At 36.6% G+C, this 23,722-nt stretch carries 25 protein-coding genes; all 25 read right to left on the reverse strand.

Annotated elements, in window-relative coordinates:
• Positions 1–55: 55 nt before the first annotated feature.
• Positions 56–1,852 carry a DNA primase gene (gene dnaG, locus CER22_RS02780; RefSeq protein ID WP_000528234.1) on the reverse strand — a complete coding sequence of 599 codons (1,797 nt, stop codon included), beginning with the start codon at positions 1,850–1,852 and terminating at the stop codon, positions 56–58.
• Between the two features lie 82 nt (positions 1,853–1,934).
• Positions 1,935–2,105, reverse strand: coding sequence for a DUF188 domain-containing protein (locus tag CER22_RS34170; RefSeq protein WP_179862445.1), 171 nt, complete (start codon positions 2,103–2,105; stop codon positions 1,935–1,937).
• A 598-nt stretch (positions 2,106–2,703) separates the two neighbouring features.
• Entirely contained in the window at positions 2,704–3,516 is an 813-nt protein-coding gene (locus CER22_RS02800) for a pyruvate, water dikinase regulatory protein (RefSeq protein WP_000368941.1), read from the reverse strand.
• A 29-nt stretch (positions 3,517–3,545) separates the two neighbouring features.
• Complete coding sequence (locus CER22_RS02805) at positions 3,546–4,178, reverse strand: helix-turn-helix transcriptional regulator (RefSeq protein ID WP_002077328.1); 633 nt, start codon at positions 4,176–4,178, stop codon at positions 3,546–3,548.
• Between the two features lie 107 nt (positions 4,179–4,285).
• Entirely contained in the window at positions 4,286–5,032 is a 747-nt protein-coding gene (gene recO / locus CER22_RS02810) for a DNA repair protein RecO (RefSeq protein WP_000487012.1), read from the reverse strand.
• 33 nt (positions 5,033–5,065) lie between these two features.
• The gene (locus CER22_RS02815) at positions 5,066–5,209 is read right to left on the reverse strand and encodes a YqzL family protein (protein WP_000883924.1); all 144 of its coding nucleotides are present in this window, start codon (positions 5,207–5,209) and stop codon (positions 5,066–5,068) included.
• Positions 5,210–5,385: 176 nt separating this feature from the next.
• Complete coding sequence (era, locus tag CER22_RS02820; RefSeq protein WP_088608157.1) at positions 5,386–6,291, reverse strand: GTPase Era; 906 nt, start codon at positions 6,289–6,291, stop codon at positions 5,386–5,388.
• Positions 6,284–6,682 (reverse strand): cytidine deaminase, encoded by a 399-nt coding sequence (locus CER22_RS02825; RefSeq protein ID WP_001086294.1) that lies wholly within the window; start codon positions 6,680–6,682, stop codon positions 6,284–6,286. The genes era and CER22_RS02825 overlap by 8 nt, the downstream gene beginning before the upstream one ends.
• Before the next feature lie 99 nt (positions 6,683–6,781).
• Positions 6,782–7,135 (reverse strand): diacylglycerol kinase family protein, encoded by a 354-nt coding sequence (locus CER22_RS02830; RefSeq protein WP_000715485.1) that lies wholly within the window; start codon positions 7,133–7,135, stop codon positions 6,782–6,784.
• Positions 7,132–7,602 carry an rRNA maturation RNase YbeY gene (ybeY, locus tag CER22_RS02835; RefSeq protein WP_000054689.1) on the reverse strand — a complete coding sequence of 157 codons (471 nt, stop codon included), beginning with the start codon at positions 7,600–7,602 and terminating at the stop codon, positions 7,132–7,134. The genes CER22_RS02830 and ybeY overlap by 4 nt, the downstream gene beginning before the upstream one ends.
• Entirely contained in the window at positions 7,599–9,743 is a 2,145-nt protein-coding gene (locus CER22_RS02840; RefSeq protein WP_048541521.1) for an HD family phosphohydrolase, read from the reverse strand. The genes ybeY and CER22_RS02840 overlap by 4 nt, the downstream gene beginning before the upstream one ends.
• Before the next feature lie 193 nt (positions 9,744–9,936).
• Positions 9,937–10,896 carry a PhoH family protein gene (locus CER22_RS02845; RefSeq protein ID WP_000840500.1) on the reverse strand — a complete coding sequence of 320 codons (960 nt, stop codon included), beginning with the start codon at positions 10,894–10,896 and terminating at the stop codon, positions 9,937–9,939.
• Between the two features lie 3 nt (positions 10,897–10,899).
• On the reverse strand, positions 10,900–12,099 hold the full coding sequence (gene yqfD / locus CER22_RS02850) for a sporulation protein YqfD (protein ID WP_000792473.1): 1,200 nt from the start codon (positions 12,097–12,099) through the stop codon (positions 10,900–10,902).
• Positions 12,100–12,277: 178 nt separating this feature from the next.
• A complete protein-coding gene (yqfC, locus tag CER22_RS02860) occupies positions 12,278–12,571 on the reverse strand; it encodes a sporulation protein YqfC (protein ID WP_000732264.1) in 294 nt (97 codons plus the stop codon).
• Between the two features lie 107 nt (positions 12,572–12,678).
• On the reverse strand, positions 12,679–13,122 hold the full coding sequence (locus CER22_RS02865) for a GatB/YqeY domain-containing protein (protein WP_000054579.1): 444 nt from the start codon (positions 13,120–13,122) through the stop codon (positions 12,679–12,681).
• Positions 13,123–13,137: 15 nt separating this feature from the next.
• Positions 13,138–13,311: a 30S ribosomal protein S21 gene (gene rpsU / locus CER22_RS02870; protein WP_000048061.1), complete on the reverse strand. Its 174-nt coding sequence runs from the start codon at positions 13,309–13,311 to the stop codon at positions 13,138–13,140.
• A 466-nt stretch (positions 13,312–13,777) separates the two neighbouring features.
• Entirely contained in the window at positions 13,778–15,130 is a 1,353-nt protein-coding gene (gene mtaB / locus CER22_RS02875; protein WP_000108688.1) for a tRNA (N(6)-L-threonylcarbamoyladenosine(37)-C(2))-methylthiotransferase MtaB, read from the reverse strand.
• 6 nt (positions 15,131–15,136) lie between these two features.
• On the reverse strand, positions 15,137–15,886 hold the full coding sequence (locus tag CER22_RS02880; protein WP_064474770.1) for a 16S rRNA (uracil(1498)-N(3))-methyltransferase: 750 nt from the start codon (positions 15,884–15,886) through the stop codon (positions 15,137–15,139).
• A 145-nt stretch (positions 15,887–16,031) separates the two neighbouring features.
• A complete protein-coding gene (gene prmA, locus CER22_RS02885; protein WP_000872122.1) occupies positions 16,032–16,970 on the reverse strand; it encodes a 50S ribosomal protein L11 methyltransferase in 939 nt (312 codons plus the stop codon).
• 28 nt (positions 16,971–16,998) lie between these two features.
• The gene (gene dnaJ / locus CER22_RS02890; protein ID WP_000043954.1) at positions 16,999–18,114 is read right to left on the reverse strand and encodes a chaperone protein DnaJ; all 1,116 of its coding nucleotides are present in this window, start codon (positions 18,112–18,114) and stop codon (positions 16,999–17,001) included.
• A gap of 193 nt (positions 18,115–18,307) precedes the next feature.
• The gene (gene dnaK, locus CER22_RS02895; protein WP_000034697.1) at positions 18,308–20,143 is read right to left on the reverse strand and encodes a chaperone protein DnaK; all 1,836 of its coding nucleotides are present in this window, start codon (positions 20,141–20,143) and stop codon (positions 18,308–18,310) included.
• Between the two features lie 26 nt (positions 20,144–20,169).
• Positions 20,170–20,736: a nucleotide exchange factor GrpE gene (grpE, locus tag CER22_RS02900; RefSeq protein ID WP_000392716.1), complete on the reverse strand. Its 567-nt coding sequence runs from the start codon at positions 20,734–20,736 to the stop codon at positions 20,170–20,172.
• A gap of 114 nt (positions 20,737–20,850) precedes the next feature.
• A complete protein-coding gene (gene hrcA, locus CER22_RS02905; protein WP_000954947.1) occupies positions 20,851–21,867 on the reverse strand; it encodes a heat-inducible transcriptional repressor HrcA in 1,017 nt (338 codons plus the stop codon).
• Positions 21,868–22,000: 133 nt separating this feature from the next.
• Positions 22,001–23,140: a radical SAM family heme chaperone HemW gene (hemW, locus tag CER22_RS02910; RefSeq protein WP_088608158.1), complete on the reverse strand. Its 1,140-nt coding sequence runs from the start codon at positions 23,138–23,140 to the stop codon at positions 22,001–22,003.
• 51 nt (positions 23,141–23,191) lie between these two features.
• Positions 23,192–23,566 carry a winged helix-turn-helix transcriptional regulator gene (locus CER22_RS02915; protein WP_001293536.1) on the reverse strand — a complete coding sequence of 125 codons (375 nt, stop codon included), beginning with the start codon at positions 23,564–23,566 and terminating at the stop codon, positions 23,192–23,194.
• Positions 23,567–23,722: the final 156 nt, after the last annotated feature.

A 23,722-nucleotide genomic window follows, 5' to 3' on the forward strand; every position in this document is an offset into this window, starting at 1 on the left:
TCCCCTCCTTACGCGAGATACAAACATTCATTATACTAAAAATTTATCAAAAAAGCTATTTTCTCGCTTTTTGATTTTGTAAATATGCTACATAATATTTAGCAGCCTCTACAGGATCTGTTTTTTCCATTTGTTTTACCTTAAAGATGATTTCCATCTTTTCAAGTTTTTCTTGATGACGGCTGAGCGTCTCCAAATGGCCTTGTAACACTTCTTCTGTGTATTCTGGATTAATAAATTCATCCGTCGAAATATCAGTGATAATATTTTTCAACTTCTCATCAGAGAGCCAACTTAAAAATGTTCCGACTGAAGGTTCATTTCCCTTTTCATAATATGCGTATAGTTCATATAAAATCCCTTTATGTTCTTCTGTATGAAAATCTTCTATGTGGGATTCCATACGAACAGCCACTTCTGGACTTTGCAACATATGATAAATAATTTCTCTTTCTGCCCTTTCAAAACCTGTTAACTTCGGTTTTGTTTGAACAATTTGAGACGGCTTAGAAACCTGCTTTACTTGTTTTTGCTGTACCTTTTGTTCTTTGCGATATTGGTGCAATTGATTCAAAAGAGTTTCCATTGAATACGAAAATTCTTGCGATAATGACTTCAAATATGATTCTGCCTGCATCGCATCCTGTAGCAACGATAACTCTTTTAAAACACTTTTCACATATTCTTCTTTGCCAGACTCATCTTGCAAATTTTTCCCTAAACGCAAATAATTTATTTTAAAACCAACAAAACTTATACTTGATTTCACAAGATTTTCAAAAGCAGTTGTCCCATATTGTTGCACATATTCATCAGGATCAAGCTTATCTGGCAAGGATGTAACTTTCACTTGGCAACCAACTTTTAGCAATAATTGCCCTGCTTTCATCGTTGCTTCTCGCCCTGCTTTATCACCATCATAGCAAAGAACAACAGTTTCAACGTTACGTCGCAGAAGTTTTGCTTGTTCTTCAGTTAAAGCTGTTCCCATTGTCGCGACAGCTTCTTCCACACCACTTTTTACCGCAGCCATTACGTCGGCATACCCTTCAAAAAGGACCACTTGCCCACGCTTTCTAATAAACGGCCTCGCTTGGTGGAAGTTATACAACAATTTACTTTTATGAAAAATCGGTGTTTCAGGGCTATTTAAATATTTTGGAGTGTCATCTCCTAATGCCCTTCCACTAAACGCTATCACTTTACCTTGTAACGTATAGATTGGAAACATAACTCTTCCACGGAAGCGATCATAATGACTACCATCCTTCTCGCTTCTTATGAGAAGACCAGCTTGTTCCATACTAGACAGCGATAAACCTCTTTTTTGTAAAATTTTCGTTGCTGCATCCCAAGCAGGTGACGCATAACCAATTTCAAACTTCTCAATCATCTCTTTCGTAATACCACGTTTTAACAAATACGAAAGTGCTTCATTTCCTTCTTCTGTATTTACTAATAAATGATGATAGTACTTTTTCAAAAGTTCATGAGCCTGTTGCATGATGACAGTGTCATCAGATATGTCTTCTTGTTGTCCTTGCCCTGATGTATACTCTGCAACCGCCATTCCATTTCTTTCACCTAGCTTTTGAACAGCCTCGGTAAAAGCCAATCCTTCCATTTTCATTAGAAAGGAAAATACATTTCCACCTTCTCCACATCCGAAGCAATGAAAAATTTGCTTATCAGATGAAACAGAGAATGAAGGAGAATTCTCACCATGAAATGGACAAAGGCCAAAATAGTTACGCCCCTGTTTTCTAAGTTGAACGTATTCACCAATCACTTCTACAATATCCGATGACGTCCGAATCTGTTCAACAACTTCTTCGGGAATTCTGTTCCCCATAAATCCATCTCCGTGTCGTATTTTGTATTCGATAAAAATTAAAAAATTCCTTTATAATTCGACAATATTTTTTCTAAACTTATTAGAAAGTGTTGTCGATCACGTTATCAAACGATTTTGTAGGCCCTTTTCTGCGTAATTTCGCAGATACGTACCTACTATATAAAATTGTATCCATTTGCTCACCTGTTACAAATGTACCTCCTGGAGACAATACATATACACTTTTTACAAGAAGACTAGCAAGCACCATATCCTATGTGATCACGAGATCTGTTTTTTTTGCATGTTGATACATATAAAAAATCAACTGTAGCTTATTCAGTATCTACGTAGATCCAATTTCCCTTGCTACTTCCTTAAACGATGAGCATACGATGTGACAAACAAAATTTCGACATGAACTTTCGTTCCAACTTGCACAATTTTCAGCATTCACAGGCTATGCATCTGCATCAACTAATACGATATTGATGTTTTGCATATTTCTGTATTCTACATCCCTTCTGCGAATCCTTCCATAATGTGCGTTTTCTTGTATAGATTTTGTCGATTTAACGTAATTACATGTCTTTTCGTAAATCCTATCCCTAGTTTATTCTGAAAAATTAAAGTCTAAACGTAAAATATAGGTTTTTATCACAATTTTTTATTATAATATATTTTCTTCAACTACGCTACATATCCCTTTATTTTTTCATCTTCTATTTCAGGATAACGAAACCCTGCCTTTAGCATAATAAAAAGACAGAAGAATATAAGTATAACCACTCCGCTATAATCTATTACGAAATTAACAGGTATTGTGTTTCTCACGAGCGAAAAAAGCACATTCACCTTTGGTAAATGTGCTAAAACAATTTTTGGTTTTGCACTGCATTCACAATAATGTTGGCTGTTTCTTCAATCGCTTTATTCGATACATCAATTACTTGACAATTTATTTTACCAACTACATTCTCAAAGTGATCAATTTCTTCTTTAATACGATTAATATTGGCATATGTTGCACCATCACTTAGTCCAAGTGATTTCAATCGCTCTTTTCGAATATGATTCAACTTCTCTGGCGTAATTTTCAAACCGAAGCATTTTTCTTTAGCCACTTGATATAACTCTTCAGGCGGATCTACTTCTGGTACGAGCGGTACATTAGCAACTTTCAAACGTTTGTTATGAGCTAAATATTGAGAAAGTGGTGTTTTTGATGTGCGCGAAATCCCAATCAACACGATATCTGCTTTTAAAATACCACGCGCGTCTCTACCATCATCATACTTTACAGCAAACTCAATCGCTTCAATCTTTTTAAAGTATTCTTCATCTAATCTACGAACAACACCCGGCTCATATCTTGGTACTTGCCCTGTAATTTCTTCAATTTGATCGATAAGAGGCCCGATAATATCATATGCCTCTACGCCTTCTTTCGCAGCCTCTGTCACTAAATACTGACGCATGTCAGGCTTTACTAACGTAAAACAAATAAGCGCTTGATTGCTCTTAGCAATCGAAATCACTTCTTTTAATGTCCCTGTATCTTCTACATACGGTACACGTCTAATATCAGGAGCAAATGGGAATTGCCCCATCGCTGCTCGAACAACCAAATCAGCCGTTTCTCCAACAGAGTCAGATACGACATATACGATTTTATTATCCATTATATTACCTCACTTTAAACAAATTACACTTATTCGTTATTTACTAAGTTTACAAACGCACGTGTAATATTTGTTTTTGTAATTCGTCCAATCACTTCTAAACCTTGCTTCGTATCTTTCACAACCGGCATCGCATCAATCTGTCTTTCTATTAATTCCATCGCAATATCATACAAAGAATCCTCTCTACGACACATCGCAATGTTTGGCATCCTTGTCATGATAATATTAACCGGAAGAGAGGTTAAATCCTGCTTTCCAAGGCTAGCTCTTAATAAATCTTTACGAGACACAACACCAACTAATAGAATCGCCTGATCTACAACAAATAAGGTACCTACGTCCTCTAAAAACATTGTACAAATCGCATCGTATACTGATACATTTTTATCAATTACAGCTGGTCTAGATTGATAATCTTGTACTTTAATTTTCTTAACAGCCTCAGATAATAGCTGCCCCCCGGTTTTACCCGTATAAAAATAACCTACGCGTGGACGCGCTTCTAAATAACCAGCCATCGTTAAAATTGCTAAGTCTGGTCTTAGTGTTGCACGTGTTAATCCTAATTGCGCAGCAATTGACTCCCCTGTAATAGGACCGTGATCTTTTACAATCTGAATGATATGTTCTTGCCGTTTATTCAGCTCTATGATAATCACCACCTTTAATGCACAACGAAAAAAGTTATACTATCTCTTAAATATTATATACTAAATATGCTATTTGAAAAAGATAGGATGTAAAAAGGACCGTATACGGCCCCAAATTATATTTGAAACTTATCAAGTTGTTCTAAGAAACGTCTTGACTTCAAATAAATCCCGCAATATTCATCATAATATGTATTCAATACTAAACGCATTTGTTTTTTTGTGCTATCCTTCACCGATACATTGCCAAGTCTATGTAAATCGAAGTGGTAGAAAAGACGTAATAATTTATGAACAGCTTCCCCCACTGGTATACGATACTGGTCTTGCTCAGCATGACGCGAGCACAGAAAACCGCCTTCCCGGACAGAGAAGGCGACAAAATCTGTTTCTTGATGACAAATCGCACATGTATCAAAGTACGGGCGCATCCCTAATACCGGAAGCATTTTCGTTTGATAAATTAATGATAATACTTCTGAATCAACACCCTCACACATATAATGCAACGTTTGATATAACATTTCAAATAAATATGGATTATGTTTTTTATCTTCTGTTGCTTTATCAGTTAACTCAACAATAAATGATGCATAAGCAGTTAAAAATATATCCTCGCGAATTTCTTTCATAGTTGAAATAATCTCGCCTTGTTGCAAAGTTCCAAGTCCAGATCCCATTTGAATAAGAAAATTACCATGGGTCATAAGTTGCGAAACAGATGCTAACCGGCTTTTCGGTTTTTTCGCTCCTCTTGCCATTGCACTTACCTTACCCAATTCTCTTGAGAATATTGTAACAATCTTGTTCGTTTCTCCGTAATCTGTCGTACGGATAACGATGCCCTCAACTTTTTGAAACATGTTCGTCACCATCCAAGGTTTGAACAAAACGGGTCAAGAAATTGGAGAGTCTAGATGCGCTAGCTCCTCTTCATGTTGATCCATCTCATCGTTTACGTCTTTTTCCATTTCTTTCAAAAGCAAGTACGTTTCAATGCTTCCTGTTTTGGAGAAAAACTTCCAGGTAAAATCTAGCATAAGAATCCACCTTTCTCAATAAGCGTAGCCTATAAACCAATTTCCTTTGTTGTTATTAAATTGACCCATTTTGTCCATTTTCATGTGAGAAAAATTTTTCCTAATTTATCAAAACTCATAAAAACCAATAATCAGCGGATGAACAAAACATCCGCTGATTACAGATTTACTCTATTTTAGTACTCGTCTTCGCGGAAACCAAGGTCACGAAGCTGAGACATTTTATTACGCCAATCTTTTTGCACTTTTACCCATACTTCTAAAAATACTTTAGAACCAAGTAATGCTTCAATGTCAAAACGAGCTCGCTTACCGACTTCTTTTAACATCTTTCCTTGCTTACCTATAATAATTCCTTTTTGTGATGCACGTTCAACAACAATCGTTGCGTTTATATAAACCGCTCCGCCCTCACGTTTTTGAATTGCATCAATAACAACCGCTACAGAGTGCGGCACTTCTTCACGTGTTAAATGTAATACTTTTTCACGAATAAGCTCTGAAATAATAAATCGCTCTGGATGATCCGTTACTTGATTATCTGGATAGTATTGCGGTCCTTCTGGTAAATACTTTTTAATTGTTCCAATTAAAGCATCCACATTATTGCCGTCTAATGCAGAAATTGGTACAATCTCTGCAAACTCATATAGTCTACGGTATTGATCAATTAACTCTAATAATTGCTCTGGATGAAGTTGGTCAATTTTATTAATTACTAAAAATACTGGTTGTTTCGTTTCTTTTAATTTCTCAATAATGAATTCCTCACCGCGACCAAATCCTTCAACTGCATTGACCATAAACAGAACAATATCAACTTCTTTTAATGTCGTTTGAGCCATCTTCACCATGAAGTCGCCTAATTTATGTTTAGGTTTATGTATTCCTGGTGTATCAATAAAAATTACTTGTGAATCATTTTCTGTATACACGCCTTGAATTTTATTACGAGTTGTTTGTGGCTTATCACTCATAATGGCAATTTTCTGGCCGATAATACGATTTAAAAATGTAGATTTCCCAACATTCGGTCTGCCAATAATAGAGACAAAACCTGATTTATAACCTTTTCTATTCATGTAAATCCTCCGCTAAAAATGCTCCTGGTAACAATTCTCCGACTGTCGTCTCTTGAACGTCACCATGTAAATTTGATAGGTATACTTTCGTATCCTGTTTACATAATTCTACCATAACTTGTCGACATGCTCCACAAGGAGGTACTGGACGCTTTGTATCCGCCACAATCGCGATAGCTACAAACTCTTTATCTCCTTCAGAAACCGCCTTAAATAAAGCTGTTCTTTCTGCACAGTTACATAAGCCATATGATGCATTCTCAACATTACATCCACGATATACTTTTCCATCCTGTGTTAATAATGCTGCACCTACTTGAAATTTAGAATATGGTACGTACGCTTGTTTACGCGCTTCGATTGCTTCTTGAATTAATTGTTTACTATTCATATTCCCGCATCCTTCCTGTCCACAGCTGTGAATAGATACACTCTCTCATTAAAGGCCTTTACGGCACTTTCAAAGCTTCATAAAAGCTTTGGAATGCAACTATACCACATACGGCAAAAAGATAATAGCACCAATTATAACGGCTATTATCGCAAACAATAAAACCGATCCGGCTGCGACATCCTTTGCAATTTTCGCAAACGGATGTATATCGGTAGTCGCTAAATCTACTGTTTTTTCCACAGCCGTATTTACCATCTCTAAACTCATTACAATTCCTATTACAATAAGTAATACCATCCACTCTACTTTCGTAATATGGAAATAAAAGCCGCAGCATATAACAATGACTGCGGCTACATAATGAATTTTCATATTGCGTTCATGACGAAGACAAAAGAATATACCTGCTATAGCATATCCAAAACTATTTATAAGTTTTCCTTTTTTCATCGACCTAATCCAAATGCCTCTAAAATTTCTTTTTGTCTTCCAAACATTTCTTTTTCATCCTCTTCTGTCATGTGGTCATAACCAAGTAAATGTAAAAAGCCATGTAACGCTAAAAAGCCAAGTTCACGATCAAAAGAATGTCCATACTCTTCAGCTTGTTCTTTCGCTCTCGGAATAGAAATAATAAGGTCACCTAACATACGAGGCATCTCTGCACCTACAATTTCCATTTCTCCTTCTCCCATTTCTTCCATAGCAAAGGAAATGACATCAGTAGGCTGATCCTTATCTCGGTAATCTCGATTAATCTCGCGAATGCGTTCGTTATCTACAAATGTCACTGATAACTCCGCACCATCCTCTATTTTTTCCATTTGAGCTGCTTTTTCTAATATCTCACGAATTAAATTCACATATTCTTCTTTCACTTCTTCTGTTTCATCAATGAAATCAATTAATAAACTCATTCTTTCTCCTTCTCTTCCGGTGGTTCCGGATATGTAATACGCGAATGGAAAATACCATTTAACGTTTCACATAACGTTTTTCCAACGATTTGTAGTTCCTTAAACGTCAAATCACATTCACTAAATTGCCCATCTTGCAGGCGATCTTTAATAATACTTTGTACTAAATTATTAATTTGATCTGGCGTTGGGTGATTCATAGAACGTACTGCCGCCTCAACACTATCAGCAATACCAACAATTGCCGACTCTTTAGAAGTTGCTTTTGATCCTGGATAGCGAAACATCTCTTCTGTATATTTTTCTTTATCTTCTTTAATCGCCTTATAATAAAAATATTTAAGTAATGTTGTACCATGGTGTTGTCCAGCAATATCGATAATTTCTTGCGGAATATGGTATTCTTCGAGCATTCTGACTCCATCTGTTACATGAGCAATGATAATATCTTTACTCGTCACAGGATCTAATTTATCATGTGGATTTTCAATTCCCATCTGGTTTTCAATAAAGAATTGCGGTTGTACTGTTTTTCCTACATCATGATAATACGCCCCTACACGTGCTAATACACCATTTGCTCCAACCGCTTCACACGCTGCCTCAGAAAGATTCGCTACCATTACACTGTGGTGATACGTTCCTGGCGCTTCTAACAAAATTCTACGTAAAAGCGGATGATTCGGACTTGATAGTTCCATAAGCTTCATGCTTGATACAATTCCAAGTCCACTCTCTAAATATGGTAATATCCCCATAGCCAAAACGGATGAGATAATTCCTGAAACGGAAGCCATCAATAATTGCGTTCCAATTTCAAGAGGTGAAAAATTCCCATTACGTAATAATAATAACGCCGCTAAGACGACCACATTTAAGATAGAAACGAGTATACCAGCTTGCAAAATCATCGTACGACGATTTTTTTCTCTTAAGAAAATGCTTACTGATAATGAACTTAACAACACATAAATACCTACACTATAATTCAGTGTACTTGTTACCCCTTCATTAAACATAATACTTCCGCACACAGAAAAAATCATACTTGTTAAAAATACAAATCGGTCGCCAATCATTAGTTTTACAAGTATTGTTCCCATCGCAACCGGGACAACATACGCAATTCCTGCATATTCAAGCTTTTGAAACAAACTAATCGTTTTCATTAAAACAATCGTGATAGATAAAATTGTAATATACGCTAAAATATACGGTCTATCTTCTCTTTTACGCTGTAAAAATACTTCAAACTGCTTATGCATAAAGTACAGTAACACACCAATGAGCACTGCTAATCCAACATAAGGCTGAAAACTATTACCTTTCTCTAATAAACCGACTAATTTCAACTGATTATACATATCACTTGAAATTGTTTCACCTTCTCTAACAATAACTTGTCCTTGAAGAATATAAACAGGTGGAATTAAATCTTCTTCCGCTTTCTTCTTCTCTTTCGTTACAGCCGGATCATAAAAATAATTTGCTGTAATCGCATATGATCCTAGCGCGTTCACAGCTTCCTTCAATCCACTATTCACATTGAGGCTTTTCATTTCATTAACAAATCGCTCTTTTGCTGCTATTTCTTCGGACATTTTAATATTTCCACCCATAATAACACTAATAGACGTTAGAGCCGCGTTCTTTGCTAATTCTAATTGATCCGGTTCTGCATTAATAAAATATAATAAATTCTCATCAGATAATTCCTTTGTTAAATTAGATGGCAACTTCTTCTTCAATTTTTCTAATTTATTTGCATCGGTCATCTTTTTTTGCTCTTCAGGTCCAGCAGCTTTCATCTCTTGAATCGCTTCATTTACCTTAGCAAAAACATCATTTACAATATCTACTCTATTTTGTTTATATTCACTTCTATATGTATATTGATCTCCAACTTTTTGAGCGGCCTCTTGTTTTTTTCTGTCCGTTATAACCTTATCTTCAATTTTAATAGGAGAATGAATTGTTTTTTTTGCAATAGAATACATATCAACATCTAATTGCTCTGGTTTTACATTATTCATAAGTGCAAAAAACAGCACTGCTCCTAATAAAACGTAAGAAATCCAACTTAGTTTTTTCGAATGTTGTAAATTACGAAACCACTTAGAAATTTCTTCAGATCTTAACATGATTTCAATACCTTCTCCTCTCCAGAAATAAAGTGAAACTATTTATAGCTTTCATTTCTTCTAGCCAACAATACTTTTAAGTAACATTTTGATACACCAGCACCTATAGTTTATTTCTCTTATCTTTTATGATAGTAAAAAATATGCCGTTCGCCAACCTTAATACAAAAAGAAATGATCCTGACAAATAGGATCATTCCATTTTATCATATGCCTCAATAATACGTTGCACCAGCGGATGCCTCACAACGTCCGTTTGTTCTAATGTAATGAATGAAAGACCTGATACACCAGATAAAATGTTAGAAGCTAGCGAAAGCCCTGATTTTACCCCTTTTGGTAAGTCTACTTGTGAAGGGTCCCCCGTAATAACCATTTTAGAACTAAAACCTAATCTAGTTAAAAACATTTTTATTTGTGCACCCGTTGTATTTTGCGCTTCATCTAAAATAACAAATGAATCATCAAGCGTACGCCCTCTCATATAAGCAAGAGGTGCAATTTCAATTACCCCTCGCTCCATCATACGTTGCGTATATTCTTGTCCAAGAATATCGTGCAAAGCATCATACAATGGACGTAAATACGGATCTACCTTCTCTTTCAAATCTCCTGGTAAAAAACCTAAACTTTCTCCAGCTTCTACAGCCGGTCTCGTTAAAATAATTTTCTTTACATACCCTTGCTTTAAAGCTCTCACAGCCATTACTACAGCTAAGTATGTTTTCCCAGTCCCAGCAGGTCCCATTCCAAATACAATATCATTCTTCTTCATTGCATGAATATATCTTCTTTGCCCCATTGTTTTTACACGAATGGATTTACCTTTTGCCGTTTTAAAGATTTCTTCTTCATATAACTCTTCAAATTGAGCAATTTTCCCTTGTTGTGCGAGCTGAATTGCATACGCAACATCTCTTTCAGTAATTGATATACCTTTTCGAATAACAACAAGTAATTGCTGTAAGATTTTTTCTACGAGTGTCACAGTTTCAACTGCTCCAGATGCATGAACAGTTTCACCTCTAGTTACAATCGATACATTCAATTCCCGTTCAATTACTTTCAAATGAGCATCATTGACTCCAAAAAGAGCGATTGCTTCGTTAGCATTTTCCAATTGTTGGTTCATTTCTACTAATTGTTCTGCCATTACTCAGTCTCCTTGAATATCGGATTCGGATATTGGTTGTGGCTCTGCAATATTTTCGATCACAGTATAATGCAATGTGACTTTTAGTTGATCCGCCTCAACCTCTTTACTCAAAATCTTATCACTTACAATCATAGCATGTTCATCCAATTTTTTCTTTAGTTCTTTTTCAGCCATCTCTTTCGCTACTTTCATTGCCTGTTTTTCTGTATATTCCCGATTCGCTTCTTCCTCTTCTCGTACAATATCTTTTTCATACGCGATCGGCAGTGTAAAACCAAATAGTTTCACATCGTGTTTTACACTTTCAGTACGAGAGCGTTTATACTTATCATGTTGAAATCCCCATATTTTTATTTTCGCACTCCCAAATGTAAGGTAATGCTCATTATACGCATTGCCAGTATATACTTGAAATTGCGTCTTTAGTGGTACACTCACCTCAGATGTGTACCACGTTTCTCCATATACAATACCTTTCGCCGAAACAATCGTCGGACTCTCCTCATTACCGTATATCCCTGATACGAGAAGCTGTCCTTTTTCGACATGGTCATTTTTCAAGACAACTGGTTTTCCTACTTCAACAAATGTTTTTGTCACAATCGCTTCTTTTTTTGCAACTAAATTTTGCGGTCTTTGTTCCTTTTCTTTTTTCGGCTCGTTTTTTTCAACAATTTTAAAATGGTACGTCGTTCCTCTTATTTCTAATCCCGCCCAAGTAATCGCATTAATATTGTCTGTCAAATGACGTTGTACATCTTCTACATTAGGCATTTGGAATTGTAATTTTCCTTTTTTAATACCCATTTTGTCCAATTCTTTCATCAATATATATTCTGTTTCAGGTTTCGCTCCTGTAATTTCAATTTTCCAAACCATATTGGATAATGCAATCATGCCAAAAAAGAAAATTAAAAAACCAATTAAGAATCCACTATTTTTAATTAAACGCTTATTCAAAAAAGGAAAACCGTAACGCCCAATAAAATATAATTTACATTCATTTTTTCTATAAATTGGTTTTATTTTCTTCACATCTCGTAATAACATACAAAAAACTAACGTTTCATCAGCAATTTTCTTAACATCCCAAACTAATAATTTTCTACGTACACATTCGTTAACGAACCGTTCTGCACCTCTACCTTCAATTCGTACTTTTACATATCCAAGCCACTTTATAAACCATTTATTTTTCATCTACTATCTCCACTACCTTTCCAAAAGTATACACACTACTTTTTTCACTTTAATTAGCAAAATAGCTCGTACGAAAATGAAATAAAGAGTTCTACCACCCATAAATAGCGAGATAAACTGAATAGTAAGGTCGAATCACGAAAATAACGAAGAAAAACTTCACATATGGAAGTTTCCCTCACTCCTCTTTTTTTTCGTTTTCTAAAAATGTCACTTGCTCAATTATTCCTTCAAGCAAAAGTTCTTCTGGAAGGATTGTTTTAATAATAAAGGATTGCCCTTTAATTAATAATTGACCGTGCTTTAATAACAATCTTACTTCTTTATCTGAAAACACTAATAAACCCCGATGATTTTCTATATAGATATGCACTTGCCCAACAAGCGTGATCCGAGGTAGATCCATTAGCACATCCACTGGCAGGTCTATTTGCTTTGTTAACCAATTCTTCATTTGTTCTAATTTTTTCATCTCAAAAGACCCCCTCTCATCCCATATGTATGAAAAAAGAGCTTGTAATATCACGTCCAAACTGAAAAAAGCATAAAAAAACGTCTCATACGAAATGAGACGTTTTTTTATGCTAATAGCTGGATAACCAACTTATTCACAAGTGATCCGTCTGTTTTACCTTTTACTTTCGGCATAACAGCAGTCATCACCTTACCCATATCTGCTTTAGAAGTTGCACCAACTTCAGAAATAACTTGCTTAATTACATTCGCTAGTTCTTCTTCTGTTAATTGCTCCGGCAAATATGCGCTTAAAATCTGAATTTCACTTTGCAGTTTATTAACAAGGTCTTCACGACCAGCTTTTTTAAATTCAAGGAGGGAGTCCTTATACTGTTTTACTTCACGAGCTAAAACTGTTAATTCCTCTTCTTCAGTAAGAGTATGTTGCAGTTTAATACCTTCATTTTGTAAAGCAGCCTTAACCATACGAATAACGGTTAATTTTTCTTTTTGTTTATTCTTCATCGCTTGTTTCATATCATCGTTTAAACGACCGAGAAGACTCATCACTTACACCCTCTCTTAGAATTTACGCTTTCTTGCCGCTTCAGATTTCTTCTTACGTTTTACACTTGGTTTTTCATAAAACTCGCGCTTTCTTGCTTCAGCAAGTGTACCAGTTTTAGAAACCGATCTTTTAAAACGGCGAAGTGCATCCTCCAAAGACTCGTTTTTACGAACGACTGTTTTTGACATTCTCTTTCCCTCCCTCCGAAACATCACACTTACATACTAATTTCAGCATGCAAAAAGAAACCCTTCTTCAGCATGTCTTTTACGATTATAATACATTTTATCACTTCAGGTCAACTATTTGGCAGAATAAAAGAAGAATAGATGCCCTTTCCTGTTCAAAAGCTACGTAGATAGCTATTATCCATTTCCCCTGAAGACAACTATATTTTTATCATTACATCTTTTTTAATGCAGGAATGTACGAAACAACTACTCATTCGACGTACCTGCCTTTTTCAGTACTTAACTTCTCCACGAAAAAAAGAAAGCATGCAAATCGTTTCCGTTTGCATGCTTTTTTTATTCCGCTATTTGCCGGGCAGTAAGCCCCCCCACCTCAAAATTCAGCACAAGCAAAGAACTTAGGTAGGAATCCGGCTGATAATTAGTGGGGAGGAACAAAAACCCCACTGATTAAAGTTTCATTTTATGCGCTTGCTGATTCTTTTTTTACATCATCTTCAAGAACACGAACAAATTGCGCTTCGTTATATGGATAACCAGCTTTCGTAATTTTCACTTTCACTAGCTTACCAATTAACTCTTCTGATCCTTCAAATACAATTTTTAAGTAGTTATCCGTATAGCCTACATATAACCCTTTACGGTCGCCCTCTTTAAATTGCTCTTCCGGAATGATCTCAAGCACTTCCCCTTCAAACTGTGACGCATACTCTTTCGCTAATTGGTTAGATAATTCAATTAAACGATGAACACGATCATTCTTCACATCTTCAGGAACTTGATCTTCCATACGCGCTGCAGGTGTTCCTGTACGCTTTGAGTAAGGGAATACGTGTAACTCAGAGAAGCGATTCTCTTTAATGAAATTGTATGTTTCCATGAATTCTTCTTCTGTTTCACCTGGGAAACCAACAATTACATCCGATGTAATCGCAAGGCCTGGTAACGCTTCTTTCAATCGATCTAAACGCTCTTGGAAAAATTCCATCGTATACTTACGACGCATACGCTTTAATACAGTATTAGATCCAGATTGCAATGGAATGTGCAAGTGGCGTACAACTACTTCAGACTTATCTAACACTTCAATTACTTCATCTGAAATCTGACTCGCTTCAATAGAAGAAATACGAAGACGTTTTAATCCGCCTACTTCCGCTTCCATATCACGAAGTAATCCAGCTAAGTTATAATCTTTAATATCTTCACCGTACCCACCTGTATGAATACCTGTTAATACGATTTCTTTATAACCTGCATCTACTAATTGCTGCGCTTGTTTAATAACTTCTTTTCCATCACGAGAACGCATTAAACCACGTGCCCAAGGAATAATACAGAATGTACAGAAATTATTACAACCTTCTTGTATTTTTAAAGATGCACGTGTACGATCCGTGAAATAAGGTACATCCAGTTCTTCGTATACACGTGTTTTCATAATGTTGCGGACCGCATTAATTGGTTGACGCTCTTTGCGGAATTCTTCAATGTATCCTAACATCTTTTCACGATCCTGTGTACCAACTACAATATCTACACCTGGAATCGCCATAATTTCCGCTGGAGATGTTTGTGCATAACATCCCGTTACACAAATAACCGCATCCGGATTTTGACGAACAGCACGTCTAATAACTTGACGGCTTTTCTTATCCCCCGTATTCGTTACTGTACACGTATTAATAACATATACATCAGCTTTCTTTTCATATTCAGTTCTTTCATATCCACCTTGTTTAAACAATTGCCAAATGGCCTCTGTTTCATAGTGGTTTACTTTACAACCTAACGTATGGAACGCAACAGTTGACATTGATCATCACCCCATCAATTCAAAATGATACGAAGCAGCACTTAACGCATATAACGGTGCCGTTTCTGTTCTTAAAATTCTTGGTCCTAAACTACATGGTACAAATTTATGTTCACGAAGCGTAGTAATCTCTTCCTCCGCTAAACCACCTTCTGGTCCAAATACAATCAATAGTTTTTGGCCTGGTTTCATCGTCGTTAAAGCTTTAGCAAAATTGGATTTCTCACCTTGTTTTGCTTCCTCTTCGTACGCAACAAGACATACATCATACTCATTGCTCATTGAAAGCAATTGCTTAAATGATGCCGGAGCATGCACTTCTGGAATTTCGCTTCTATGCGATTGTTCCGCAGCTTCTTTCACAATTTTTCTTAAACGCTCAACTTTTTTATCAGCTTTTTTCGCATCCCATTTTACAATAGAGCGAGATGCTTGAAATGGTAAAAATGCGGCCGCCCCAAGCTCAGTTCCTTTTTGGAAAATTAACTCTAGCTTGTCTCCTTTTGGCAGTCCACTTGCAATCGTCACGAAAACAGGAAGTTCACTTGACGCCTCTACCCATTCTACAATAGCCGTATTAATAAATTCACTGGTAATTTCATCAATTGAACATACTGCTGTTTTTCCGTTTACACAGCAATAAATGTGATCACCAGCTGACATACGCATCACTCTTGCGATATGATGTACGTCATCACCTACAATGCGAATACTTGTCTCATTTACATATTTCTCTTCTACAAAATAACGTTGCATATAATCACCTTAGTAGAGTTTCGTTCCTTTCGTAAGTCAACACTTACGAAAGGAACGAAACGTTATCATTTTTTCATATAACAAACGGCAAGTCCCTCACCTTATAGTGAGAGACTCCCCTTTTCATTATAAACTAAAATCTATATTACGCATTTCGTGCAATAATTGCTACCCAATCTTCCATTCGTAATACTTCTTCAATTGTAAATCCAGCTTTTTCTAGCGCTTCAGAAATTATCTTTTCCTTCGCTGCAATAATGCCCGATGTAATAAATAATCCGCCCGACTTCACAACTCTTGCTGCATCCTCAGGGAATAAAAGAATAATTTCTGCTAATAAGTTAGCTACGATTAGATCAACAGGACCTTCAATACCTTCTAAAAGACTATTTTGCCCAACAGACACGATATCATCTGTTTTATTTAAACGTACATTCATTTCTGCACTTTCCACTGCAACCGGATCTAAATCATACGCTTGAACAGAAGACGCACCTAATTTTGCCGCTGCAATACTAAGTACACCAGAACCTGTTCCTACATCAATGACAGTATCACCTGGCTGAACTGTTTTTTCTAAAGCACGAATACACATCGTTGTTGTCGGATGAGTTCCTGTTCCAAACGCCATACCTGGATCTAATTCAATAATTTTTTCTTCCGGAGAAGCTGGTGTATATTCTTCCCACGTCGGCACAATTGTGAATGTATCAGAAATTTGTACTGGATGGTAATATTTTTTCCAAGCAGTAGCCCAATCTTCTTCATTGACTTCGTTAACGGTAATATTTCCAGTACCAATTTCGATGTCGTAAGATGGAAGCATATCAATAGATGATTTTACACCCGCAATCGTTTCCTGTAAAGAATCCGTTTGTGGGAAATATGCTTTTATTAATACACCTTCCGCCGGATATTCATCTGGGTTCAATGCATAAATTTCACCATATTGTTGCTCGCGCTCTTTCGTCAACTCCGCTGGATCCTCAATCGCAACTCCACTAGCACCAGCTTCATGTAAAATATGAGAGACAGCTTCTACTGCTTCTTCTGTTGTATGAATACTAACTTCTGACCATTTCACAATTTACCAACTCCATTTTTCATTTCCATTATTCCCCTTTGAAAGCACGTTTAAGCTTTCCAAATAAACTATCATCCTGCTCTTCTTGTCCCGCAAATTCACGTAATAACTCTTTTTGATGTGAAGTTAATTTCGTCGGTACAACAACACGAACGACTACATATTGATCTCCTTGACCGTATCCACGTACGTTCGGAGCACCTTTTCCTTTTAAGCGGAATTCTGTTCCTGTTTGTGTTCCTGCTGGAATTTTCAGCTTCACTTTCCCATGAACAGTAGGAACTTCCACTTCAGCACCAAGTGCCATTTGCGCAAATGTTAATGGCATTTCACAAATAATGTGATCTCCTTCACGCTCAAAGAATTCATGATTTCTCACATGAACAACAACATATAAATCTCCTGCCGGTCCGCCATTTACGCCCGCTTCACCTTTTCCAGATACACGAATTTGTTGACCATTATCAATACCTGCTGGAATTTTAACATTGATTTTTTTACGTTTACGTACTTTACCAGAACCGTGACATGTCGTACATTTTTCTTTAATCATTTGACCAGTTCCTGAACAATGACCACAAGCTTGACGGTTTACGATACGACCAAATGGTGTATTTTGTTCTACACTTACTTGCCCTGATCCTGAACAATGTTTACATGTTTCTTTTGAAGTTCCTGGTTTCGCTCCGCTACCTTTACAAGTATCACATGGATCTTCTACTGGAATCTCAACATTTAATTCTTTACCAAAAATAGCTTCCTCAAACTCTAAAGTAACTTGATATTGTAAGTCAGCACCTTGACGCGGAGCATTTGGATCACGACGTCTACCGCCACCGCCGCCAAAGAACGAACTAAAGATATCTTCGAAACCGAAGCCACCGCCGAAGTCTCCTCCGCCGCCAAAGCCACCGAAACCTTGATTTGCACCAGCATGACCAAATTGATCATATTGCGCGCGCTTTTGATCGTCGCTTAATACTTCGTATGCTTCTTGTACTTCTTTAAACTTTTCAATTGCATTTTCTTCTTTACTTACGTCTGGATGGTATTTTTTAGCCAAACGACGATACGCTTTTTTTATTTCATCTTTTGAAGCACCCTGGCTAAGTCCAAGGACCTCATAATAGTCTCGTTTACTCATAAATTTACAACCCCCGAATCTTTCACATAAACGTAATTTTAACACCGAAAGAAAGTGCTTTGCAACAAAGTTTCCTCACTTACAGTATGCAAAGTAAAAAACTTAAGAACCTCACACTTTTCTTTTCATTCGTGAAAAAAGCCAAAGTCAAGGCACGCTTGACTTTGACTTTTTGTCATCTTACTTATTTATATTACTTATCTTCTTTTACTTCTTCGAACTCAGCGTCTACTACATTGTCTTTCTTCGCGCCAGCATCTTGTGCTCCTTGTGCACCTTCTGCTTGCCCTGCAGCTGCTTGAGCTTGCTCGTATAATTTAACAGTTAATTGTTGTACGATTTCTTGTAAAGCGTCTTTTTTCGCACGGATTTCCTCAAGCTCGTTCTTCTCGATCGCAGCTTGTAATGCTTCTTTCGCTTCTGTTGCTTTTGCAACTTCAGCCGCATCCACTTTACCTTCTAAATCTTTTACAACTTTATCCGTTTGGAATACAAGTTGGTCAGCTTCGTTACGAAGTTCAACTTCTTCCTTACGTTTTTGGTCAGCGTCAGCATTTGCTTCCGCTTCTTGTACCATACGATCTACTTCTTCATCAGAAAGACCTGAAGAAGATTGGATTGTGATAGTTTGCTCTTTGCTTGTTCCTAAGTCTTTTGCACGTACGTTAACGATACCGTTCGCATCAATATCGAATGTTACTTCGATTTGTGGAATACCACGTGGTGCTGGTGGAAGGTCTGTTAATTGGAAACGACCTAATGTTTTGTTGTCAGCTGACATTGGACGCTCACCTTGTAATACGTGAATATCTACTGCCGGTTGGTTATCAGCAGCTGTTGAGAATACTTGTGACTTACTTGTTGGAATTGTAGTGTTACGCTCGATTAATTTCGTGAACACACCACCCATAGTTTCAATACCTAAAGAAAGTGGAGTTACGTCTAATAATAGTACGCCTTCTACATCACCAGTAAGTACGCCACCTTGAACTGCAGCACCTAATGCTACAACTTCATCAGGGTTTACACCTTTATATGGTTCTTTACCAGTTTCACGTTTAATAGCTTCTTGTACAGCTGGGATACGAGTAGATCCACCAACAAGGATAACTTTATCTAATTCACTTGGAGCAAAACCAGCGTCTTTTAATGCACGACGAGTTGGCTCTAACGTTCTTTCAACAAGACCTGCTGAAATCTCTTCGAATTTCGCTCTTGTTAACGTTAATTCTAAGTGTAATGGACCAGCAGCTCCAGCACTAATGAATGGTAATGAAATTTGTGTTTGTGTTACGCCAGAAAGATCTTTTTTCGCTTTTTCAGCTGCATCTTTCAAACGTTGAAGTGCCATTTTATCTTGGCTTAAATCAATGTTATTTTCTTTTTTGAACTCAGCTACTAAGTGGTCAATAATAACTTGGTCAAAGTCATCTCCACCAAGACGGTTGTCACCAGCAGTTGAAATAACTTCGAATGTTCCATCTGCTAACTCAAGGATAGATACGTCAAATGTACCGCCACCTAAGTCATATACTAAGATTTTTTGCTCTTCATCTTGTTTTTCTAAACCGTAAGCAAGCGCTGCTGCTGTTGGTTCGTTAATGATACGCTCAACTTCTAAACCAGCGATACGACCAGCATCTTTTGTTGCTTGACGTTCTGCATCGTTGAAGTATGCAGGTACTGTAATAACAGCTTTCGTTACTGTTTCACCTAAGTATGCTTCAGCAGAAGCTTTTAAGTTTTGTAAAATGATTGCAGAAATTTCTTGAGGTGTATAATCTTTACCTTCAACTTCTACTTTGTAGTCTGTACCCATATGACGTTTAACAGACATGATTGTATTTGGGTTTGTAATTGCTTGACGCTTTGCAACTTCCCCAACTTGACGCTCTTCATTTTTGAAAGCTACAACAGAAGGTGTTGTACGGTTTCCTTCTGGATTTGGGATAACCTTTGGTTCTCCACCTTCCATAACAGCTACACAAGAGTTTGTTGTACCTAAGTCAATACCGATAATTTTACTCATGGCGAATCCTCCTACTTTTATGTAAATTATTGATTTACTTTTACCATTGATGGGCGAATCACACGGTCTTTTAGTTTATAACCTTTTTGGAATTCTTCAACTACCGCGTTTGATTCAAATTCACTATCTTCCACTTGCATAATAGCTTGGTGTTCATTAGGATCAAACTGTTTACCAACAGCTTCAATCGCTTCAACGCCTTCTTTAGTCAACGCTTCTAGCAATTGACGATGCACCATTTCCATACCTTGTAACAAGGATTTCGTTTGCTCATCAGTTGCTTCCACTTGCATCGCTCTTTCAAAATTATCAAGAGCTGGCAAAATATCTGAAACTAGACTTTGTGCTCTATATTTTTCAGCAGCCTGTTTATCCATTTGGACACGACGCTTATAATTTTCAAAATCAGCTTGTAGACGTAATGTGCGACCTTCCGTTTCCGTTAGCTTCGCTTGTAACTCATCTACTTTTTCTTGTAAAAGAGCAGCCTCACTTTTTTCTTCTACAGTTTTTTCACTGTTTTCTGTCGTGACAGCTTCTTCAACTTGCGCTTCTTTTACTTCTTCTACCACTTGTTCGTTACGCTCTTCCACAATATTCACCTCCTTAAAAGGTATTAGGTATTATGCTGAACACAATTCCTTAAGCATTATATATTACACACAGCAATGAAAATTTCATTACTTGAGCGAATGTATTACTCTCATTTACTTTTTAAGTCCATCAGTAAATTGTCTCGTAAATAACTGTAACAAACTAATTACCCGAGAGTATTGCATTCTTGTCGGACCTAAAATAGCAATTGTTCCAAGCTGTTCTTCTCCAATCGAATATGTTGCAGAAATTAAACTACAATCTTCCATGGCCGTCGCAGAGTTTTCCCTACCAATGTTCACTTGAATACCTACTTGTTTATGACGCAAAATGTCATAAAACTCGGCTTCATTATCAATCATCGTCAGCAAGGATCTTACTTTGTGAATGTCATGGAACTCTGGTTGCGAGAGCATATTTGCTTTGCCTCCAAAGTATATCTTTTCCGATAAAGGAACTTGAAATGTACCATCTAACATTTTTATTGCACTATCGTAATTATGAACATATCCACGTAAAACTGTAACAATCTCTTTAAAGATTTTGTTATGCAGTTCTGCCATTGGTACACCCGACAGCTTTTCATTTAAAATATTAACCATTTTTTCTAAATCTGATAAATCAACAGATTCCGGAACGGTAATCGTTTTGCTTTGTACATGCCCTGTATCAGTTACAATAATAGCGACTGCAGTTTGACGATCAAGCGGTACAATTTGTACGTTTTTAAGTTTATTTGTGCTTAACTTCGGTCCAAGAACAATGGCCGTATAATTCGTAAGCTCTGATAAAATTTGAGCAGATTGCTGTGCAATCTTTTCCGCTTCAAAAATTCTTTCAGCAAATAAATCTTTAATTTGTACAATTTCATCGTTCGGTAAGTTTTGCGGCGCTAAAAGATGGTCTACATAAAAACGATATCCTTTTTCAGAAGGAACACGTCCTGAAGAACTATGCGTTTTCTCAATAAATCCTAGTTCCTCTAAATCAGCCATTTCATTTCGAATAGTAGCTGAACTAAACGTAATTTCATCTTTCTTAGCCAACGTCCTCGACCCAACAGGTTGCGCTGATCCAATAAAGTCATCAATAATTGTTTGTAAAATTAAGAGCTGACGTTCCGTAAGCATCTCATCATCACCTCTGTTAGCACTCTTTGTCTTCGAGTGCTAAATCTATTAATAACTTACCAAAATTGACATTCAATTGTCAACGGAAACGTCACGAAATAATGAAACTTTTTCACGTTTATGGAACATTTAATTAGTCAATCAAAAATGATTGGAATACTTCATTCCCTAATAATTTTCCTTTTCGCGTTAAACGAACATATCCATCTTTCTCTTCAAGCAATCCTTGTTCTTGATTTTTTTGCAACTGCTTCGCGAAAACTTGATTCATCTCCATATTAAATTTCTTTTGAAACAATATTTTAGATACACCTTGTGTTTTTCGAAGTCCTAAGAACAACTCTTCTTCCATCCTTTCTTTCTCCGTCACCGCGTGAACATCTAAATACGGAAATCCAGTTTCATCGATTTTATTGAAATATTGCTTGAGCGGCCCTACATTTTGGATACGTTCTCCATTTACATAACTATGCGCTCCAGCTCCAAATCCATAATACTCCTCATTATTCCAGTATGTGAGATTGTGTCTACTTTCATTATCACCTTTTGAGAAATTGCTAATTTCATACTGGCTATAGCCGTGTTTCTCCATTTCATCCATTACCATTTCATACATTTTTGCTTCATGATCTTCACCTGGAAGTCTTAATTTCCCTTTATTCATTAAGTTATAAAACACAGTTTTCGGTTCCACAATTAATGAATATGCTGAGAAATGTTGTACACCAAGCGTAAAAGCAATGTCTAATGTTTCTTTTACATCTTCTATCGTCTGCCCTGGCAGAGCATAAATAATATCTACATTTATATTTTCAAAGCCCACTTCCTGCGCTTCTCTAATTGCTACAAATGCATCTTCCCTCGTATGCTTACGCCCAATTTTCTCAAGCAACTCATCCCGAAATGTTTGCACACCAAAACTAATTCGGTTCACTCCACCTTCTAGCAATACATTTAACTTCTCTTTTGGTAAATCACCTGGATTCGCTTCAAATGTTAATTCACAATTTGGAGCAAACGGACGTAAGCGACGGTTTATAATATCTAGTAACTTTTTTGTCTGTTCCATATTTAACGCTGTCGGAGTTCCTCCACCAACAAAAATCGTTTTCATACTATCAAACGGTACTTTTTGAACTGTATTTATTATTTCTTTCTCTAAATACTCTAAATATTGATCGACCGGTTGGCGTTCAATAAACACTTTATTAAAATCACAATAGTGACAAATATGCTGACAAAATGGAATATGAATATATGCAGCTTGAACCAAATATAACTCCTACCTTTCTAAAAAGAAAACCTCCGCACTCCGGAGGAATCTTCACTTCTCTAACGTATTACGAATTTGTTCCATTCGCATTTTTCCCCAATCATACATCATTTCAACAATCGGTAAAAGCGACATGCCTAATTCCGTCATATAATACTCTACTCGCGGAGGAATTTCTGGGTATACCGTTCGGTCAACAATCCCATCTTCCATTAACTCTTTTAATTGGTTCGACAAAACTTTATGAGAAATGCTTGGGAATAATCGTTGTAATTCACTAAAACGATGAGGCCCTTCCACACCAAGATGCCACAGTATCACAACTTTCCACTTCCCGCTAATAATAGAAAGCGTCAATTCCTTTTCACAATTAAAATTGCCATTTTGTATTTTTTCGTGAATATCTTTTCGAATATTTTCGGACATTAATAGTCTCCTAACTCTATATCAATCATTCATAAATATAGCCACCTCACTATTGTAAATGAGAGAAGCTACGTTGTCTAAAAAGTAATTATACATAAAAAAGAAGCCGTATAAACGACTTCTTTTTTTATCTCAATCCGCATGAAATAACAATCA

Source organism: Bacillus sp. K2I17 (assembly GCF_002209985.1).
Lineage (GTDB): Bacteria > Bacillota > Bacilli > Bacillales > Bacillaceae_G > Bacillus_A > Bacillus_A wiedmannii.